Source organism: Pelagibius sp., assembly GCF_028281305.1.
Classification (GTDB): domain Bacteria; phylum Pseudomonadota; class Alphaproteobacteria; order Kiloniellales; family Kiloniellaceae; genus Pelagibius.
Genome location: NZ_JANQKD010000003.1, coordinates 113,061 through 131,046, shown reverse-complemented (window position 1 = coordinate 131,046; position 17,986 = coordinate 113,061). Strand labels below are relative to the sequence as shown.

At 64.2% G+C, this 17,986-nt stretch carries 14 protein-coding genes; 10 read left to right on the top strand and 4 right to left on the bottom strand.

What is annotated here, in order from left to right:
• The first annotated feature begins 238 nt into the window (after positions 1 to 238).
• The 3 genes from galE to Q0982_RS00800 are packed head-to-tail and all read left to right on the top strand — an operon-like array spanning position 239 to position 3,745.
• Positions 239 to 1,261, top strand: a complete 1,023-nt coding sequence (gene galE, locus Q0982_RS00810) for a UDP-glucose 4-epimerase GalE (protein WP_299390903.1) — start codon at positions 239 to 241, stop codon at positions 1,259 to 1,261.
• Positions 1,254 to 2,579 carry a glucosyl transferase gene (locus Q0982_RS00805; RefSeq protein ID WP_299390902.1) on the top strand — a complete coding sequence of 442 codons (1,326 nt, stop codon included), beginning with the start codon at positions 1,254 to 1,256 and terminating at the stop codon, positions 2,577 to 2,579. Before galE ends, Q0982_RS00805 begins: the two co-directional genes overlap by 8 nt.
• Positions 2,580 to 2,581: 2 nt before the next feature.
• Entirely contained in the window at positions 2,582 to 3,745 is a 1,164-nt protein-coding gene (locus Q0982_RS00800; RefSeq protein WP_299390901.1) for a glycosyltransferase, read from the top strand.
• A 68-nt stretch (positions 3,746 to 3,813) separates the two neighbouring features.
• On the opposite strand, the gene Q0982_RS00795 is transcribed toward Q0982_RS00800, so the two are convergent.
• On the bottom strand, positions 3,814 to 4,638 hold the full coding sequence (locus Q0982_RS00795) for a glycoside hydrolase family 16 protein (RefSeq protein ID WP_299390900.1): 825 nt from the start codon (positions 4,636 to 4,638) through the stop codon (positions 3,814 to 3,816).
• A gap of 65 nt (positions 4,639 to 4,703) precedes the next feature.
• Between Q0982_RS00795 and Q0982_RS00790 the strand changes: the two genes are divergently transcribed.
• The 3 genes from Q0982_RS00790 to Q0982_RS00780 all read left to right on the top strand — a co-directional run bounded on the left by Q0982_RS00790 (position 4,704) and on the right by Q0982_RS00780 (position 9,121).
• A complete protein-coding gene (locus Q0982_RS00790) occupies positions 4,704 to 5,648 on the top strand; it encodes a glycosyltransferase family 2 protein (RefSeq protein WP_299390899.1) in 945 nt (314 codons plus the stop codon).
• Between the two features lie 286 nt (positions 5,649 to 5,934).
• The gene (locus Q0982_RS00785) at positions 5,935 to 8,139 is read left to right on the top strand and encodes a Wzz/FepE/Etk N-terminal domain-containing protein (RefSeq protein WP_299390897.1); all 2,205 of its coding nucleotides are present in this window, start codon (positions 5,935 to 5,937) and stop codon (positions 8,137 to 8,139) included.
• 22 nt (positions 8,140 to 8,161) lie between these two features.
• Positions 8,162 to 9,121, top strand: a complete 960-nt coding sequence (locus Q0982_RS00780) for a glycosyltransferase family 2 protein (protein WP_299390896.1) — start codon at positions 8,162 to 8,164, stop codon at positions 9,119 to 9,121.
• A 118-nt stretch (positions 9,122 to 9,239) separates the two neighbouring features.
• Here the strand turns inward: Q0982_RS00780 and Q0982_RS00775 are convergent, their stop codons facing one another.
• Positions 9,240 to 10,673: an adenylate/guanylate cyclase domain-containing protein gene (locus tag Q0982_RS00775; protein ID WP_299390894.1), complete on the bottom strand. Its 1,434-nt coding sequence runs from the start codon at positions 10,671 to 10,673 to the stop codon at positions 9,240 to 9,242.
• Between the two features lie 221 nt (positions 10,674 to 10,894).
• Here Q0982_RS00775 and Q0982_RS00770 point away from each other — a divergent pair, with 221 nt between their 5' ends.
• From Q0982_RS00770 to Q0982_RS00760, 3 genes are read left to right on the top strand one after another with little or no spacing between them, the layout of a single operon-like run.
• Complete coding sequence (locus tag Q0982_RS00770) at positions 10,895 to 12,070, top strand: glycosyltransferase (protein WP_299390892.1); 1,176 nt, start codon at positions 10,895 to 10,897, stop codon at positions 12,068 to 12,070.
• Positions 12,067 to 13,047 carry a glycosyltransferase family 8 protein gene (locus Q0982_RS00765; protein ID WP_299390890.1) on the top strand — a complete coding sequence of 327 codons (981 nt, stop codon included), beginning with the start codon at positions 12,067 to 12,069 and terminating at the stop codon, positions 13,045 to 13,047. The genes Q0982_RS00770 and Q0982_RS00765 overlap by 4 nt, the downstream gene beginning before the upstream one ends.
• Positions 13,044 to 13,994: a glycosyltransferase gene (locus Q0982_RS00760; protein WP_299390889.1), complete on the top strand. Its 951-nt coding sequence runs from the start codon at positions 13,044 to 13,046 to the stop codon at positions 13,992 to 13,994. Before Q0982_RS00765 ends, Q0982_RS00760 begins: the two co-directional genes overlap by 4 nt.
• 20 nt (positions 13,995 to 14,014) lie before the next feature.
• Here Q0982_RS00760 and Q0982_RS00755 read toward each other — a convergent pair whose 3' ends face one another.
• Positions 14,015 to 15,388, bottom strand: coding sequence for a hypothetical protein (locus Q0982_RS00755; protein ID WP_299390887.1), 1,374 nt, complete (start codon positions 15,386 to 15,388; stop codon positions 14,015 to 14,017).
• Between the two features lie 315 nt (positions 15,389 to 15,703).
• Between Q0982_RS00755 and Q0982_RS00750 the strand changes: the two genes are divergently transcribed.
• Entirely contained in the window at positions 15,704 to 16,702 is a 999-nt protein-coding gene (locus Q0982_RS00750; protein WP_299390885.1) for a glycosyltransferase family 2 protein, read from the top strand.
• Here the strand turns inward: Q0982_RS00750 and Q0982_RS00745 are convergent.
• Positions 16,623 to 17,936, bottom strand: a complete 1,314-nt coding sequence (locus Q0982_RS00745) for an O-antigen ligase (protein WP_299390884.1) — start codon at positions 17,934 to 17,936, stop codon at positions 16,623 to 16,625. The genes Q0982_RS00750 and Q0982_RS00745 overlap by 80 nt on opposite strands.
• Positions 17,937 to 17,986: the final 50 nt, after the last annotated feature.

Below are 17,986 nucleotides of genomic sequence, written 5' to 3'. Positions count from 1 at the left end.
AAGAATGACCTGCCATTGGAACTGGAACTACAAGCGCCTGGGTAAACTGGGCCGCGATTGGTGCGGTGGCGTGGTGCGGCTCTGGCGGCTGAGTCCTGGCGATCCAGGCGGCCAAGAAGCAAGCGCGGCGTCCGTCGTCACACCGCAAATCGGCAAATCGGGGGGAGGGGTGAAGCGTCCATGACGGCGGTCGCCGTCTTTTGTCCGATCTGTTGCACCATGGTGGAGTGGTCCGGCGATGGCATCCGAAAAGGCAACTCTGATTACCGGCGGGGCCGGTTACATCGGCAGTCATACCGTCCTTGCCTTGCTGCAGGCCGGGCGGCGGTTGGTGGTGCTTGACGACCTTTCAGCCGGCAACCGCACGGTGGTTCCCGAGGGCGTTCCCTTCGTCCAGGGCAATGCCGGCGACCGAGGGCTGGTCGGCAGCGTCCTGGAAGACTTCGATGTCGATGCGGTGATCCATTTTGCCGGCAGCATCCTGGTCGAGCGCTCGGTGAGCGAGCCGCTTGCCTACTACGAAAACAACGTCGCGGTGAGCCGCAATCTCCTCGAGGCCTGCGTTGCCCACAGGGTCGATCGCTTCATTTTTTCATCCACCGCTGCCGTCTACGGCGCCGTTGAGGTCTCGCCGATCCCCGAGCACACGGAAACCCGGCCGATCAATCCCTACGGTTCCTCCAAGCTGGTGACAGAGTGGATGCTGCGCGATCTGGCGGCCGCGGCCGGGCTTCGTTTCGTTGCCTTGCGTTATTTCAATGTCGCAGGGGCCGATCCGGAGGGACGCAGCGGGCAACTGGGACCTGTCGCCACGCACCTTGTGAAGATCGCCAGCCAGGTGGTCGCAGGCACGCGGGACTCCATCGCCATTTTCGGCGACGACTACGACACGCCCGACGGCACCTGTGTGCGGGATTACATCCATGTATCAGATCTCGCTTCGGCCCATATGGCAGCGCTGGATTATCTCGATGCGGGTGGCGAAAGTCAGATTCTCAACTGTGGCTATGGACACGGCTACTCCGTGCGCGAGGTTCTTCAGGCCGTCGAGCGCTGCGCCGGGCGGCCGCTCAATCCGGGCAAGGCGCCGCGGCGCCCCGGCGACCCACCGATCCTCGTCGCCGATACCAGTGCCCTGCAGCAGACCCTGACCTGGCGGCCGCGCTATGACGATATCGACAAGATCATCAGTTCCGCGATCGACTGGGAGCTCTCCATAAGCCGCGGCACAACCGCCGGCGGGGTGCGCGCCCATGCCTGATCATCACCCCATCTCCAACCACCAAAGCGAGAGCCTTGCGGCCGAGTCGCCTCATGACCTCGGACTGACGGGTGGCGTAGCGTTCTTCGGGCACGACTGGGCTGAAAGCACTGTCATCAAACGCGCCCGTGCCTTCACTGCCCTTGGCCTCAAGGTGACCGGCTTCTGCTTTCGCCGCGAGAAGTTCAATCAGTCCTTCGTTCCGTTCTGGGAGAACCATCACCTGGGGACGACGGAGGACCGCTCCTACGCAAAGCGACTGATAAAGCTGCTGGCCGCGGTTCCGGTGTTGTGTCGTCAGCGCGTGAGCCTGCGCGACGCAGGTTTCTTTTACGCACGCAATATCGATATGTGCGCCCTTGCCTGGCTGGGCCGCCTGCTGTCGGGGTCATCGGCACCGCTTGTCTATGAGGTGTTGGACGTTCAGCGCGTGTTTACAAACCGGGGTCCGGTCGGCGTAGCCTTCCGCTGGCTCGAACGCCGGCTGCTCAATCGCTGCGACCTGCTGGTGGTTTCTTCACCGGGTTTTGTGAGCGAATACTTCAAACCGGTTCAGGGCTACCGCGGCCGCGTGTTTCTGCTGGAGAACAAGATCAGCTTCGCCCAGGCCAGCCAGGTTCAGCGGCCGGCGCTGAAGGCCAAATGCGCGCCGGCGGCCGAAGACCCTCTGCGCGCCGGCGGCCGCTGGGTCATTGGCTGGTTCGGAACGCTGCGCTGTCCGAAGAGCCTCGACATCCTCTGCCGGCTGGCGGAAAGCCTGCCGGAGCGGGTGGAGATCTACATGCGCGGCTACCCCACGGAGACCGGCCTGGAGTACTTCGAGGAGGCCATCGCCAAGCACCCCAACATCACTTACGAAGGCGAGTACCGCAACCCGGAGGACATGGCCGACATCTACGGCAGGGTTCACCTGACCTGGGCCTTCGACTTCCTGGACGAAGGCACCAACTCCGAATGGTTGCTGCCGAATCGCGTTTACGAAGGCGGCTACTTCGGCAGCGTTGCCTTGGCGAGCAAGGACACGCAGACGGGGCAGAAGGTTCGCGAACTGGGTCTCGGCTACACCTTCGACGGACCCCTCCTGGAGAACCTCGCGGCTTTCCTGAAGTGGTACTCCTGGGACGAGCACCTGGCGCGCCGTGCCCACATCCTTTCGATTCCCCTGCATGAGTTCTGCGATCTCCACGACACGCATGACCTCTGCGACACCGTGGCCGGCATCGGCAAGCAGAAGCGCGGCCTCGGCCGCCAGCGCCGCGTCAGTCGTACCGCTGGTCCTCCGCTCGGAGCGGGAGCAAAAGAGAGCGGCGGGGACTGAGCGTGCTGGATAGCCTGTCCCTTTGGGCGCTGGCGGTGCTGGGGGCCTGCGTGCTGGCGGTTGTGTATCCTTACCTGATTTACCCCTTTTTGCTGAGCCTGCTACCGCGGCGCGGGATCACCCAGACAGATCCTGCGGGTGACGGCGGCAGCGCCGCTTTGTCGATTGCGTTCTGCGCGTACAACGAAGTTGCGACGCTGCCCGCGAAGATCGAGAACCTGCGGCGCCTGCGCGAAGCAGTGCCCGACCTGGAGGTCCTGGCGTACTCCGACGGCAGCTCTGACGACACGGCAGGGTTGCTTGAAACGGAGGGTGACTGGATCCGTGTCTTCGCGTCGGACCAGCGGCTGGGCAAGAGCCATGGCATGAACACCCTCGTTCAGGCAGCGCGCGGCGATCTGATCATGTTCACCGACGCCAACGTGCTGGTCGAACCTGCCGCCCTGCAGGCCGTGCGTCAGAGTTTCGGCGACCCCGCGGTCGGCTGCGTCTGCGGGCGCCTCGTCTACACCAATCCGGAGGAGGGCGCGACGGCATCGACGGGAGCGCTCTATTGGCGCCTGGAAGAGTGGATCAAAGCGCTTGAGAGCAGGACCGGCTCCACCATGGGGGCCGACGGCGCGCTTTTCGCCGTCAGGCGCAGGCTCTATCCGATGGTGCCTCCCGACATCATCGACGATATGTTCGTTTCCCTGTCGATCCTTTGCGATGGGCACCGGGTCATCCGAGACCCCGAACTTCTGGCGTTCGAGCGCTCGGCCACAGACAGCGGAGACGAGTTCCGTCGCAAGGTGCGGATCGCCTGCCAGGCCTTCAACTGCCATCGCCTGCTTTGGCCGCGGTTGCGGCGGCTCTCGCGCCTCGATGTCTTCAAGTATGTCTCGCACAAGCTGCTGCGCTGGTTTGGGATCTACTTCGTCCTGCTTGGCGTCGTCGCGGCGGTGGTTGCACTCTGGGGACTGGGCCTTGGGCCTGCCGCTGCAGGCCTGCCCATTGCGCTTGGACTCTTCTATTGGCTGGGCCGGCGCGCGGAGAGCGGTCCTCTGGCACAGGTTGTCGAGATTCTTCGCGCGATGGCGGCCACGGGGATTGGCCTCCTGAAGTCCCGGCAGGGCGAGCGTTTCCAGACCTGGGAGCTGCCCCAGAGCAGCCGGAAGACAGGATGAGCAAACGACAGTATTGCTTGCTGCGGCAGAGGTCCCGGCAATGCCGGGCCGGGTCGCTCCTCCCCCGGTCACTCCTCGCAGGTCGGGCCGTCGCTGTCCAGTGGCCGGAAGGCGACGCAGGACACCTGCGCCGTCAGCGGCCTTCCGGGATAGACGAAGTCTCCGAGCCACTCGGTCAGATCCTTCCCGGCCCAGAGATGGAAGTAGATCTTGCCGGGCACGGCTGGCAGCGGACCGCGCGCGCCGGTTTCCTCGTGGACCTGTACTCCGTTCACGAACCACCGGATGGAATCCGGCCGCCACTCGAAGGCATAGGTGTTGAAGTCCTGGGAGGAGTCGAAGCCGAGGTCGATGAGGGTCTCGTGGTCACCGACACCGTCGGTGAAGTAGTTCAGCTGGACCTGCCGCGGCTTGTCGCCGAGGAACTCGAAGTCGATCTCGTGATGGGGATCGCCATTGAAGGTCGGCCCGGTGTAGGTGAAGAAGGCGGTGACGACGCCCGGATAGGAAACGGCGCGGATCCGCGCCTCGAAGCGGCCGTAGTGATAGAAGGCGCGGGACTGGTACTCGCCGCCGGCGTAGGGCGTTCCGGCGGTCGGCCGGCTGGTGAGATCGAGGTTCATTATGCCGCCGGTGAAGCGGACGTTCTCCCGGCGCCACCCGGTGTTGTTCTTCTCGTATCCGTTCTTCCAGTTGTGCGACTTGATCCAATGGGACTTGTTGTGTGTGCCCAGCGGATCGATGAACGCCGCGCCCGCGGCATAGCCCAGCCCAGCGGCAACAACGCTGGCCGAAACAGCGATGCCGATTGCGCTTCCGGCGAGGAGGAGTTGCCTGGAGCGATTCCCTTTGTCGGATGCGTTTTTGTTGAACAGAGTCGAGGTTTCCACCATGCGGAAGCTCCGATTGCCGTTGCCGGGGGAGCAGCTTACCCGCCGGACCCGGGAGGCGCTGTGTCATGCGTGTAACGCTCTGTGCCGCCACCTATAACCGCCCGCAGGGGCTGGAGCGCCTGCTGACGGCTGTCGCCGCGCTGGACCCCCTCGATGGGGAGGGAACGACTCTCCACGTCGTTATCGTCGACAACAGCCCGGAGGCGAATGCGCGCACGACTGTCGAGGATTTCGGCAAGTCCTATCGCTGGCCGCTGCATTACGAGAGCGAGCCGCGGCGCGGCATCACCTATGCCCGAAACGCCGCTCTCTGCAAAGCGGAAGCGCTCGGTACGGATCTTGTCGTCTTTATTGACGATGACGAGTATCCCGCTGCCAGTTGGCTGAACCGTCTCTTGGCACGGCAGAGGAGCAGCGTGGCGGCTGCGGTGCAGGGCGCCGTTCTCTCGGTTTTCCCGGCCGGCACGCCGGATTGGATTATCGACGGAGGTTTCTTCGACACCCAAAACGCCCCCGACGGTGCCGAACTGGACGATGCGCATACCGGCAACGTGCTGATCGACATGGCAAAGGTTCGTCGTCTCGGCCTCAGCTTCGATCATCGCTACGCACTGAGCGGTGGTGAGGACACCATCTTCTTCCGGCAGCTGCTGGAGGCCGGCGAGCGCATAGTCTATGCCGCCGATGCCGTGGTCTTCGAAACCGTGCCCGAGAGCCGCGCGCGCCTTGGCTGGTTGATGCGGCGTTGGTACCGCACCGGCAATATCGACGCCGCGCTGTTTCTGCGCGGTCGGCGCTCCGCGTCCTGGCGCCCGCTGGGCAACCTTTGCCGCGGCACCCTGCGGATTGCTGCCGGCAGTGCCCTGTTCGCTGCAAATCTGGCGGTCCTGGGACTGGGTCGGCGTGAGAGGATTGTCCGGCCGCTGTTCACGCTTTGCCGAGGCTGCGGCATTCTCGCCAGTACCCTGGGCTGGAATTATTTGGAGTACCGGAAGGTCCATGGGGCATGACGATCTTTCCGCTCTCAATGGCGGCCGGAAGAGTTCACTGTGTCTTTTGTCGGACATTGACCAGGGGCCGAGAAAACCCCGACAGCCCTCTGATAAGCTTTCCGGAATTGCTGTTCGCCGCGGTCGCAACAGCGTTGGGCGGCGCCAGCGAATTCGATTTCCGTCCAGCGCCGCCGAGGGGCATCGGGCCATGGGGCCGAGGTAGGTACGCAGTATGCAGAACCCGGGGCAAGGGGAAGCCATGACCACCCTTCGACATCAGTTGAGCCGTACCCAGGGGGATTTTATGAGTCTGACGATCCCCCAGCTCATCGGTGTGTTCTGGCGCCGCAAGTGGATCATCGGGGCGACGCTCTTTATTGCGCTCTGCATCGCCGTAATCGCCAACGGGGTGATCACGCCGCGTTACACCGCCACTGCATCGGTGATCGTCGAGCCGCGCCAGCAAAACGTGATCGAGATCGAGTCGGTGATGTCCAGTCTCCCGGTCAGTCTGGAGACGATGCAGAGCGAGGTGCAGATCATCCAGTCGCCGACCTTGGCGCGTCAGGTGATCGATGGCCTGGGGTTGGCCGCTCTGACGGAGTTCAACCCGGCGCTCCTGCCCAGGGAGCGCAGTGTCGTCGACGAGGTGAAATCCGGGATCAAAGGGGTCTTCCGACCGATCATCGCTTGGTTGAAGGAGGAGCCTGCACAGCCCCGGGCGGTGGAGCTTGCCGAGGCGCCGGGTACCTGGGACCTCAACACCGAGCAGGTTCAGCAGGACTGGGGACAAACACGCATCGTCAACCGCTTTCTCGGCAGGCTCAACCTTGCGATTCAGGGCTCTTCGCGTGTGATCTCCATTTCCTACACCACCGGCGACCCGGCCCTCTCGCAGCAGATCGCCAATGCCGTCGCGGAGGAGTACATTCGTGACCAGGTGCGTTTGAAGACCGATGCCCTGGCGGGTGCGAACACCTTTCTCAGCGGGCGCATCGCAGCGCTCCGCGCCGATGTTCAGAAGGCCGAGAACGCCGTCGAAGAGTTCCGCGCCACAACGCCGATCATCTCGGAACGCGACGGCGAGTTGATGGCCGAGCAGATCTTTTCCCTCAGCCGCCAGGAACTGGATGCACAGCTTGAGCTCGACACGGTGAACGAGCGCCTGGACCGCGTACGCCTGGCTGTGGCCAGCCGCGGCCAGATGGCAGCTTTCGAGGGGGTGGAATCGACGGTCATCAACTCGCTGCGGCTGGAGGAGATGCGGCTGCGCCAGGAGGAGTCCGAGCTGCTCACCACCCTGGGTGAGAAACACCCCTCCGTGATTGCCGTGCGGTCCCAGCTCGACAAGCGGCGCCAACAGATGGTCGAGGAGGCGCGGAGCCTGGTATCGAGTCTGCGGAACGAGAAGGACCTCGCCCAACAGCGCGTGGGCTCCATCCAGGCCTCGCTGCGCAGGCTGCAGGGCGACTCGGATACCTTGAACTCGGCGCAGATCGAACTGCGGGCGCTGCAGCGGGAAGCCGAGGCGACACGCGAGGTCTTCGAATCTTTCCTGAACCGCTACAAGGAAACCGAGCAGATCGACTATGATCAGGCGCAGTCGCGGGTTCTGGCGCTCGCCAGCATCCCGACCAGCCCGTCCTTTCCCCGGACGCGCCTGAACTACGCTCTTGCCGTGGTCCTCGGCTGTGGGTTGGGCGCCCTCATCATTCTGCTGCTTGAGCTTTCCGTACGCGGCTACCGTGATGCGGAGGAAGTTCAGACGGCGCTGGGTTTGCCGGTTTTGGCGGTCATACCGAGGATTCGCGGGCGCAGTTTGGCTGGCAAGGGGTTGGACCGTTTCTTGAACGCCGAGCCCAACTCGGCTTTCGCTGAGGCCCATAAGAGCGTCTATGCCGCCTTGCGGGTCGACCGCCGTGTCCTCAATCTCGGCAACGTTCTGCTGGTAACATCCTCGGTGCCGAACGAAGGCAAGTCGGTCTTTTCGCGCACGCTCACCGCGTCGCTTGCGCGGGCCGGAATGAACGTGCTGCTGATCGACGCCGATCTCCGGGCTTCCGAGCAGGAACCCCGGTTGGGCCTTTCGGACTTCGTCCTTACAGACTGCCCGCTTGAACAGGCAATCGAGATCGACGAAGGCTCCACGCTGTCCGTCATTCCGCCCGGTACCCAGACGGTGGATCCGCTGATGGTGCTGCGCTCCCCGAAGCTGACGCGCTTCGTGCGGGCCGCAGGCGAGCAGTACGACCTCGTCTGTATCGACGCGCCGCCGACGCTGGCGGTTTCGGATGCCGCAACCCTGGCGGAGCTTGCCGATCAGGTGGTCATGGTGGTGCGGTGGAGCCGGACGCCGAAGCAGTTCGTCCAGGCGGCGCTGGAGCGGCTGCGCAAGTGCAAAGCCCATGTCGCCGGGACCGTCATGACCCAGGCGCAGCTCTCGCGCAGCGCGAAGCTCAATCCCTATACAGTCGGCTATGCCGACCGCAGCTTCCGCAAGTACTACTAGCCTTCGAGGGGACGACAGTCGCATGACGCCGACCGTCTCGGTCATTCTTCCCGCATACAACGCGGCAGAGACCATTCCGCGCGCTCTCGATTCCTTGCTGGTGCAGAGTCTGCGGTCCTTCGAGGTCGTGGTGGTGGATGATGCCTCCACCGATGCCACCGTCGACCGGGTTGGCAGCTATGCGCGGATCGATTCCCGGGTCGCGCTTCTCCGGCGCGCGGATAACGCCGGCGCCGCTGCGGCCCGGAACCTGGGCTTCGCCCAGGCGAAGGGGAAGTGGGTCGCTTTGCTGGATGCGGACGACGCCTACACGCCGGAGCGCCTTGAAACTCTGGTCGAACTCGGTGAGAGCGGCGAGGCCGATATCGTTGCCGACAACCTGCGCTTTGTCAGCCATCTTGGCGAGACGGCGCAGCGCCCGGTCCTGCCGGCAGGACATTCCCTGTTTCAGAAGCCGATTTCCGCCGCGGCTTACGTGCAAGGCAACCTCTTCCTCACCCGCGGGTTCAAGCTTGGTTACCTGAAGCCGATATTTCGCAGGCGCTTTCTTGAGCGGCATGGCCTGCGGCAGAACGAGACGCTGCGAATCGCCGAAGACTATCACTTCTGCCTCGACGCCCTGCTCTGCGGCGCGCGCTTCCTGGTGCTCGCGGCGGCCGGCTACCTCTACACGCAGCGGCCGGGTTCGCTGTCCCGCAGTTTGACCCTCGAAGACCTGCGGCAGTTGAGCACGGCCAACCGGCTCGATCTTCTCAGAGCCACGCCCCAGGGCGGCGCCGATCTGCGTGCCGCGTTGAGCAAGCGCCAGATCTCCGTCGATCTGAACGTGAAGTTCGTGCAGTTCATTGAGGCCGTCAAGGGCAGGCGGGTGGGGGACGCAGGCGCGATCTTCGCCAGCAACCCGGACCTGACGCCTTACCTTGCGTTTTACGGGCTACAAAGCCTTCGCAAGCGCCTGCCAGGGGGCAATCGCATTGTTTGAAGGCGGCGCGGAAGTCCAGGATGCCGAAGTCCGGGACGCCGAAGTCCGGGACGCCGAGGTTGGGGACGCCGAGGTTCGGGGCGCTGGGGTTCGGGGCGGGCCTTGGCCGGCGGCGGCTTCAGTCCGTCGTGGTCGTTGGTGCTGTCGCGGGCAAGGCCGCTTCTCCGGCAGCGCGTGGCGACCAGATGGGCATGCGGGCGCTGCGGCCACGCAACTCGGCGTCTTCGATGCGGTCGAAGCGGTTTACGAGGGCTCTTTCGGTGTCGCTTTCCGCCTGCGCCTCGGCCATTTCAATTGCCGCTCCGCTAACAATGATGGACCGGTTCCTCTGCCGCGTCAGCCGCTCCAGCCGGCTGGCCACATTCACCGAGTCACCGATGACCGTGAACTCCAGGCAGCGGGAATCGCCGACCGCGCCGACAACCACCGGCCCGAAGTGGAGGCCCATACCGGCCCGCAGGGCCGGTTCTCCGGCTGCTTCCCGTTCCCGGTTCCAGGCATCGAGAGTATCGCGCAGGGCGCAGGCGCAGTGCAGGGCGGCGAGCGCGTCCTTGGCGCCGGGGGTCGGGGTTCCGAAGGTCGCCATGATGCCGTCGCCCAGGTACTTGTCGATGGTGCCCCCGTGTTCGAAGATGACCTTCGCGGTTCTCTGGTGAAAAGTGCGCAGCAACTCGATGACCGCCACGGGCTCCAAGGTCTCTGCAAAGCGCGTAAAGCCGACGAGATCGATGAAGAGGACCGCAACCTCCTGGGTTCGCACCTCGGCCAGCGCATCGTCGCTGTCAGCCAGCTGCTCGACGACATTGGGCGAGAAGAAGCGTGCCAGGTTGCCGCGCGCCCGCTCGGCGCGGGCCTGGCGGATCAGCAGTTTGCGCGATCGCCAGACGGCTGCCGCCACCAGCCCGGTGGCAATCAGGAAAAGCACCACCTGGTTTGCCCATCCGGTGATGCTGACGAAAAAGGGGTCGAAGATCAGGCCGAAGTTCTGATCGACCCAAAGCGGATCGGCGGCGGTTGCAAGGTGCTGGTTGGTCTCGGTGATCGTGCTGGGCAGCGAAATCACCCACCAGACCGCCAGGCTCCAGGCGACCATCGTCGTGATGCCGGTCCAGATCACCAGGATCGGCGAGTAGCTGATCGCTGCCAGTGCCAGCCAGATGTAGAGATAGAGGTCATTGTGGATTTTCAGGTTGCCCTGGATCGGCCAGGGGGCGTCGGAGAGCGGATTTGGAAAGATCAGAGCGACGGCCAGAAGTGCCGAGTCCAACGCGATGAAGAGTGCGGTCCAGGCGGTCGGATGTTCCGTGCGCGTGCGAGTAACATAGTGTGCAGCACCCAGGAGCAGAAACAGGCCGATGATGCCCAGGTAGTAGCTGGCCCGCGGCATCGGCACTTCGATGATGAGCCAGGCGCCGACCACGATCAGCGCCAGCGTACGTGCGCCCAGGGCGAAGACCAGCCCCGCATCCTCCTCGCCGCGCAGCGCATGGCGGACCCGCGCCTGCGTCGTTTCATCCCATACCATCGAGGTAACGCTCGACGTCAGGCTCATGCTCTTCCCTCGCAGATCTTTGCTTTCCCCAATCGATCGACCCCCTGTGGATCGACCCCCTGTGGATCGATTCCCGGTGAACCAGGCGCGGCGCGCCCGAACCGGCGGGCTGCCCTGCAGCCTTCTGCCACTCCACACTGCGGCGGAATTTTGGACAGATTGTGGCAAGGACACAAGAAATCGGATGCTCTGCTTCCTGCCCGCACCCGGGAGGCTGGAGCATGAAGATCCTCTTCGCGACCGGCCATGGATATCTGCCCCAACGCGTCGGCGGGTCGGAGTCCAGCAGCCATGAGCTGATCCTGGCGTTGCGCGAGGCGGGCCACCACAGCGAAGTGCTGGCGCAGCTTCAAGGAAACGGCTGGCTGGCGTTCCGCAATCGGGTTGTGATGAAGCTGACCCGCCGGCCTTTGCTGGCGGACGCCACGCCGGGATATCGGGTGTTTCGTGCCTGGATGCCGGCCGCACAGGTGGACCGCCTGCTTGATCGCTGGTGCCCCGATGTGGTGCTGGTCCAGTCCGGCGAGTCCCTGCGCATGGCCCAGGGCTTTGTGCGGGCAGGTGTCCCCACGGTCGTTTATCTGCGCGATGTCGAGTTCCATGAACTGGGCGGGGACCCGGCTGCGCTGCCGTCACTCGGCTATATTGCGAATTCGCAGTTTGTGGCGGATCGTTTCGAGACGGTCTACGGGCCCAAGGCGACGGTGATCCGGCCGCTGTTTCGCGCCGCCCGCTACCGGACCGAAGTCGAACCGAGGCAGGTCACCTTCATCAATCCGCATCCCGTCAAAGGGGCCGACCTGGCCTTTGAAGTCGCCAGGCTGTGCCCGGAGATCCCCTTCTGCTTCGTGGAAGGCTGGCCGATGAACGCGCAGGAGAAGAACGCCCTCGAGGCGCGGGTCGCGACCCATCCGAATATTCGCCTGCAGCCGCGGACCCACGACATGCGCAGCGTCTATGGCGCCACCCGCTGCCTTTTGGTGCCGAGCCAATGGGAGGAGGCCTGGGGGCGCGTGGTGACCGAGGCGCAGTTCAGCGGTATCCCGGCCATTGGCAGCAATCGGGGCGGGCTGCCGGAAGCGATCGGCCCGGCCGGCCGGGTCCTCCCGCACGATGCGCCCGCCGAAGTCTGGGCGGATGCGGTCCGGGAATTCTGGGCCGATTCCCCGGTCTATAAAGCAGCCTCGGAGGCTGCCTGGAGCTACGGGAAGCGGCCCGAGATCGACCCGCAGAAACAGATTGAGAGCCTGATCATGACGCTGAACGCCTTTGTCACCGCCCGCCAGATGGCAGGTCAGGCGATGTCAGCGGCGAAGGAGAACCGCTTTCTGGCGGGCGCGCAACCTGACGTGCAGCCCGGGGCACAAAGCGATGCGGGCAGGAGCGGCGCTCTATGACGACCGCGCCCATCAAGCTCGTCTTCGGTGTCGACGGCAGCTACAGCCAGCATCTCGCGGTTACGCTTGTCTCCCTGCTGGAGAACAACCCGGACAACGTCTTCGATATTGTGGCGATCACCTTGAACATGGGTGCTGAGGATCAGGCGAAGCTGCGCGGCATCGCTGAAGGCAATCCGAGGGTCAGCCTCAGGTTTCAGCCCTTCAACATTGATCGCTACAGCCATTTCCGCACCGACAACCACATCTCCCATGCGTCGTACCTCAGGATCTTCATTCCCGAGATCCTGGAAGATGTGGAGCGGGTGCTTTATCTGGATTGCGATATGGTGGTCCAGACTGACTTGGCCCCGCTCTGGGCGAGCGACCTTGCGGGCCGGACCATCGGCGCGGTGCACAATCCGTTTTTCGTCCGCCACGGCGACCTCCAGATGTCGCCCGGCGCAGACTACTTTAATGCGGGCGTTCTTCTGCTGGATCTCGGGCGCTGGCGGCAGCTCAACGCCACCGAGCACCTGATCCGCTTCATCGAAGCCCATCACGCACATCTCTACGCGCATGATCAGGACGCCTTGAACGCGATCTTCGAGGGCGACATCACCGAGTTGCCGCCGCATTGGAACTTCCAGACCTCGATGCTGTGGTGCGAGCCGGAGGGCCTTTCGATGAGCTACCGCGCGTTCCGGAACCTGTTGCTGAACCCCGGCATTATCCACTACACGACGCCGTCTAAGCCCTGGCACTTCCTGAACACACACCCTCATAAAGACATCTATTATCAATATCTTGCGAAGACACCTTACCACGGATTCCGGCCCCGGGACGTGTCCCTCGGCAGCGTGCTGCGGCGGGTCGCGCGGTGGCCGCTGGTGGCGTTCCGCGACCGGCTTCCCGCTGCGTACTATCCGACACGCAGGGCCTTTCGTCAGCTGAAGGGCGGGCGTCTGGCGTTGACGGCCCAGGAAAGCAGGCCATGACGGAGAAGCCGGCAATGACCGGGCCCCTGGTGAGTGTCGTGATCCCGACCTACAACCGCCGCGCCGAGCTGCAGCGCGCCATCGATTCTGTTTTGGCGCAGGACTACGAGCCCTACGAAATCATCATCGTTGACGATGCCTCGACAATCGATGTCTCCCTTGCGCTGCCGAAGACGGCGGAAGGCCTGTTGCGCTGGATCACGCTGGAGCGCAACCGCGGCGGTGCGACCGCCCGCAATACAGGCCTTGACGCGGCCGGCGGAGAGGTTGTCGCGCTGCTCGATTCCGACGACGTCTGGACCTCCGACAAACTGTCGCGCCAGGTCGCAACCTATCTCGAGGACGGACGGCCGCAGGACTCCGTCTACTACAGCCAGGTGGTGCTCGACCGGGGCGTGGAACGCCTGACCCTGCCGGAACGGGGCCTCGCAGAGGGCGAGAGTGTCGGTGACTATCTCTTTCCCTGGCGGGGCAATCTCATCCATACCTCATCGTTGTTCATGAGCCGGGACCTGGCCCGCAGAGTCCGCTTCACAGACGATCTGAGAATCCATCAGGATGTGGACTTTTGTCTGCGGCTCCAGCAGGCGGGGGCTGTGTTCCGGTATCATCCGGAGCCGCTCAGCCGCTGGCATGCCGAGGATCGGAAGGACCGCATGAGCTACCGCCCGAAATTCCTGCTGTCCCTGGACTGGCTGGCAACGACCCATGACCTGATGCCGCTGGAGACGCGCCGCAAGTTCGCTGCCCAGCTTGCGTCTAAGATGCCGGCGCATGTCTGGCGGAACCCGGGCGCCGTGCTGATGGGCCTCTGGCGCTGCTGGCGCGAAGGCTACATCTCCTGGCGCTATGTGCTCCGCCTGCTCAGCCAGTTTGTCCTGCCGTCGCGCTGGAGCGACGGTCTGGCGCGCGCACTCAAGACGACCAAGCCGGCGGCCAGCGGCTGAAACGCGCCTCTCTGTTTGGTTCAGGCTACCTTGCGGAGCGGCTGCCGTCGCCCGGGCAGGATGTTCATCGTCATCTCCGCCGCCGTTTCCAGCGGCAGTTTGCCGGTTGCCACGCGATGCGGCCTGCCCGGGCTCATGACCCAGAACGCGCCGTCCCGGTGGTGCTGGCTGTTGTTGACGTAGCCGACCGGTGCGAAGAAGGCGGAGAAGGGCACCTTCGCACCGTTGCCGCGGTGCATCTGAGCAGCTTCATCGAGCGGCTGTATGAAGTTGCACCAGAACATCACCCGCGCGCCGTCGCGGCGCCAGGCGAAGACCGGCTCGCCGGCGGCTGTCACCTGCCCAAGAGCGGTTTCGAAGCGGCGGGCCCCCGCTTCGTCTTCGAAGCTTGCCCAGGCCTGATGCGTCATCACCGGCTCCACCGTGGCGCTCGCCGGGGCGTCCAGCCAATCCAACAGCTTGCGGAAGTCGCGCGGGCGGTGCACGAACTTGCCGCCGATGTCCTCGTACTTCAGGTTCGCCTCCTGGCTCAACGCGGTCACGAGGACGACGGCGCCATCGTTGCCCACCAGCCGCAGGGCGTCTCCGACCAGCAGATCGAGGCCGCGGTAGCCGGTCTCGATCGCGTCGCCGTAGGACGCGAGTTCCGCGCCGCTGGGTTTCGCGCTGTACTCCTCGGCGGCCATGTGCCGCCAATAGCGGTGCTGGTAGAAGGCCACGGAGTTGGCGAAGAAGAAGGCGACGTCGGGGCGGCGCTTGCGGTAGCTGTGCTTGAAGACGTCCCAGGAGAGCTGATCGAGGATCGTCGCGCGATGCCAGCGCCGGTCGCGCTTGCCGAAACGCTCGGCCAGCAGTTGTGAGGCGGCGCGCCCAGCGGTTCCGAGGCTGAGCCCATGGCCGAGCAGGAACTTCCCGAAGGCCAGTGCGTCACGCGCCCCGCCATCGGCATCCGGGTTCGCGTGCTCGGTCACCTTGTGGGCCACGAAACGATGGAACACCTGGAAGGCGTCATCGGAGGGCGGCACCTGCCGCGACCAGGGATCGGGCACCACAGTGACCCGGTCGCTTTTCGACGGGCTCACATTCATGGAGCCGAAGACAAGAGCGCTCTTGCCCTCTTCGGCGAAGCGGTCCCAGAGCTGGTGCAGCGTGATGCAATGCCCCTGGTCGAGCTCGGTGATTCCGTGCACCGTCTGCGGCTGGCCGGTGTGATAGCTCACCCACTGAACCCAGGGCTCCAGGCTCTCGTCGTTGGTGGTGGAAACGAATACCTCCGAACGGTCGTGCAGGCGCCGGAAGTTCGGCAGCACACCCTTGCCCATCAGGCGGTTCAGAATTGGCGGGCAGAGTTCGTTGAACTCCAGAACGATCAGGGACTTCGGCGTCTCGGACATGGTGCAGCGCTTCCCAGTGTCATCTAAAGCCAAGTGTCGGCGCATTCCCTCCAGGGCCGGCGGCGGTGCCTCTTTCCGGGACTTCCGCCGCATCCGAACCCTGGCCGACACCTAGATGAAGAGGCCAGGAACGGACGTTGGGGTGCGATCCACTTTACCCTTGTTTCCCAATAGTATGGTCGGAATGACGAAGGCAAGCATGCCACAAAGTTGTTCCAGCCAGGACGGCTCCGAGGAAGGCTACTCTGCCGCGCAACGACCCTGTCGTTCGCTCACTTACGACAAAGGCCCGCAGACCAGTTGTCAGAAACGTCAATGCCAGAGACGCCGCGCGGCGATATCGAGAAGCGGCCGCCCCGCGTCTCTGTAGTTGTGCCTGCCTACAACGCGGCGGAGTTCCTGGAGCGCACGGTTGCTTCGGTCCAGGCGCAGAGTCTTTCAGACTTCGAGATCCTCATCATCGACGATTGTTCGCGGGACTCTACGCTTGCGATTGCCCGGTCCCTTGCCGCGACCGACGACCGTGTCCGTGTGATCGCGGCGGAGTGCAACGGGGGACCCGCTGCGGCGCGCAATCTCGGGCTTGACCATGCAAGAGGTGAGTGGATCGCGCTGCTCGATGCGGATGACGCCTTTGAGCCCGGGCGTCTTGCCCGCCTGACCGCATTGGCGCGCGACTGCAATGCCGATCTTCTGGCGGACAATCTGCTCTTGGAGGATGAAGCGGGTGACCGTGAGCCCATGCTGCCGGCCGGGGAGGTGGCGAGCTGCGCACCCATCACCGCAGCGGACTTTTTGCGTGGCAACCTACCGGATCCGCAACGCCCCCGGCGCAGCTACGGCTTCCTGAAGCCGCTGATTTCCCGGCGGTTTCTCCAAAGTCAGGGTCTGCGCTACGAAGAGAACCTGCGCTTTGCAGAGGACTTCGCCTTCTACATGGCCTGCTTCGCCGCCGGTGCGCGCTTCTTCCTCTGTCAGGAGGCGCTCTACCGCTACCGCTTGCGCTCGGACTCCTTGACCGCACGCCACAGCACTGAGGATCTGCGGCAGTTTCTTGCGGTCAACCTTCGCTTCCTGGAGCACCCGGCGCTGGCCTCTCCCGGATTTCGCTCGGCAATGCAGGATCTTTGTCGAAGCCTGGAGCAACGACTGCAGTGGCGTGTCTTCGTCGACGAGGCCCGCGAGCGTAGCTGGCACCGGGCGGCCCTGGCCAGTCTCAAGGGCTGGCACGTCTTCAGCTATGTCTCCAGCCAGTTGATTGCGGAGATCTGGCGGCGCCTCTGCCAAGGGCGGTTAGGGTCGACTCCAGCCTAGCTTCGGAAAGCTCCGCTGCCTGCCGGATGCTGGCGACCAGAATTGCCCCGAGCAGGATCTGTATCAGTGAATGCTGGCGGAACAGTGCGTATTCACTGAGCGAGTAGACCGCGACGAAGGCAAGGAAGAAGGCAGGCAGGGCAGCCGTCGCATCGCCGCCGTGGCGCAGCACCTTCAAGGCGACGATTCCAAACCAGACGCCGGTCGCAAGGGTCACGGAGAGGCCCACGAAGCCCATCTGAACAGTGATGTCCAGGTAGGAGTTGTGGAAGTTCACCAGGTTCTGCTGCATCACATACTGGATGTAGCTGCTGAACGAGCCGGCATTGCCGTCCCAAAAGGCGTTGTAGCCAACGCCCAGCACAGGGCGCTGCGCGATCAGTCCGGTAGCGAAGTCCCACAGCACGGAGCGGCCTGTCAGGGTGCGCTCCTTGCCCAGGGCGTCCAGCGCCAGGCCGGTGGGGTCGATACCGTAGGACAGCACAAACCAGGCGCCGGACGCAGCCACCATTGCTGCAACGAGGTAGGCCAGCAGGCGCATGGGGCCGGGCGACCGCCAGGACAGCAGCACCGGTGCAAGCGCGCAGAGGCCGAACATCATGACGATGGAGGTTGCCGAACGGCTGAGAGCGGTCAGAACCAGGCATAGCCCCGCGGCGAACAGGACAAGCGGCCGGTTCCAGCCCAAGGCGAACAGCAGAATCGAGCAGATCAGCAGGAGCACCATGCGGCCGCCAAGCACGTTCTTGTGCGGAAAGATACCGCGTGCGATTCCATTGTGATCGTAGGCAATTCCCAGCTTTGCGAGGATCGCCAGCAGCGAGACCAGCCCGCAGGCGAGCGTCACCCAAAACAGGCCGCGGCAGATGTCAAAGATCGAGAACCGTCCGCCGATGTAGGATGCGATCAGCACCGTCATCGTGAGCTGAATGGTTGCCCGCAGGGTCTGACTTGGCGTCTCCGACCAGAAGTAGGACGTTGCGGCCAGGACCGGCCAGAGCAACAGCGGCCCGGCGAGCCAGACCGCCGAGAGAAAGGTCCCGTACCGCAGGACGAAGAGGCCGAGGGCGGTCAGGTAGATGAGATACCAGCTCAGTGTTTCGACCGGGCGCTGCAGCGCAAATGCGTAGGACGCTGCCAGCATTGCGAACAGCATGAACGCCCACTCCAGCGCCCGCATCAGGGTCAGAGGCTCGCTGTCCATAGCCTGCGGCGGCGCCTGGCGCTCTGGCATGGGTCCGCTTGCCGGGCTGGTCTGTGGTTGCGGTTCGGCGGACATGGGGC

Excerpts from the sequence above, each read along its gene's own strand:
- galE (WP_299390903.1), top strand. The coding sequence starts at position 239 with ATGGCATCCGAAAAGGCAACTCTGATTACCGGCGGGGCCGGTTACATC.
- Q0982_RS00805 (WP_299390902.1), top strand. The coding sequence starts at position 1,254 with ATGCCTGATCATCACCCCATCTCCAACCACCAAAGCGAGAGCCTTGCG.
- Q0982_RS00795 (WP_299390900.1), bottom strand. The coding sequence starts at position 4,638 with ATGGTGGAAACCTCGACTCTGTTCAACAAAAACGCATCCGACAAAGGG.
- Q0982_RS00790 (WP_299390899.1), top strand. The coding sequence starts at position 4,704 with ATGCGTGTAACGCTCTGTGCCGCCACCTATAACCGCCCGCAGGGGCTG.
- Q0982_RS00785 (WP_299390897.1), top strand. The coding sequence starts at position 5,935 with ATGAGTCTGACGATCCCCCAGCTCATCGGTGTGTTCTGGCGCCGCAAG.
- Q0982_RS00780 (WP_299390896.1), top strand. The coding sequence starts at position 8,162 with ATGACGCCGACCGTCTCGGTCATTCTTCCCGCATACAACGCGGCAGAG.
- Q0982_RS00775 (WP_299390894.1), bottom strand. The coding sequence starts at position 10,673 with ATGAGCCTGACGTCGAGCGTTACCTCGATGGTATGGGATGAAACGACG.
- Q0982_RS00770 (WP_299390892.1), top strand. The coding sequence starts at position 10,895 with ATGAAGATCCTCTTCGCGACCGGCCATGGATATCTGCCCCAACGCGTC.
- Q0982_RS00765 (WP_299390890.1), top strand. The coding sequence starts at position 12,067 with ATGACGACCGCGCCCATCAAGCTCGTCTTCGGTGTCGACGGCAGCTAC.
- Q0982_RS00760 (WP_299390889.1), top strand. The coding sequence starts at position 13,044 with ATGACGGAGAAGCCGGCAATGACCGGGCCCCTGGTGAGTGTCGTGATC.
- Q0982_RS00755 (WP_299390887.1), bottom strand. The coding sequence starts at position 15,388 with ATGTCCGAGACGCCGAAGTCCCTGATCGTTCTGGAGTTCAACGAACTC.
- Q0982_RS00750 (WP_299390885.1), top strand. The coding sequence starts at position 15,704 with ATGCCAGAGACGCCGCGCGGCGATATCGAGAAGCGGCCGCCCCGCGTC.
- Q0982_RS00745 (WP_299390884.1), bottom strand. The coding sequence starts at position 17,936 with ATGCCAGAGCGCCAGGCGCCGCCGCAGGCTATGGACAGCGAGCCTCTG.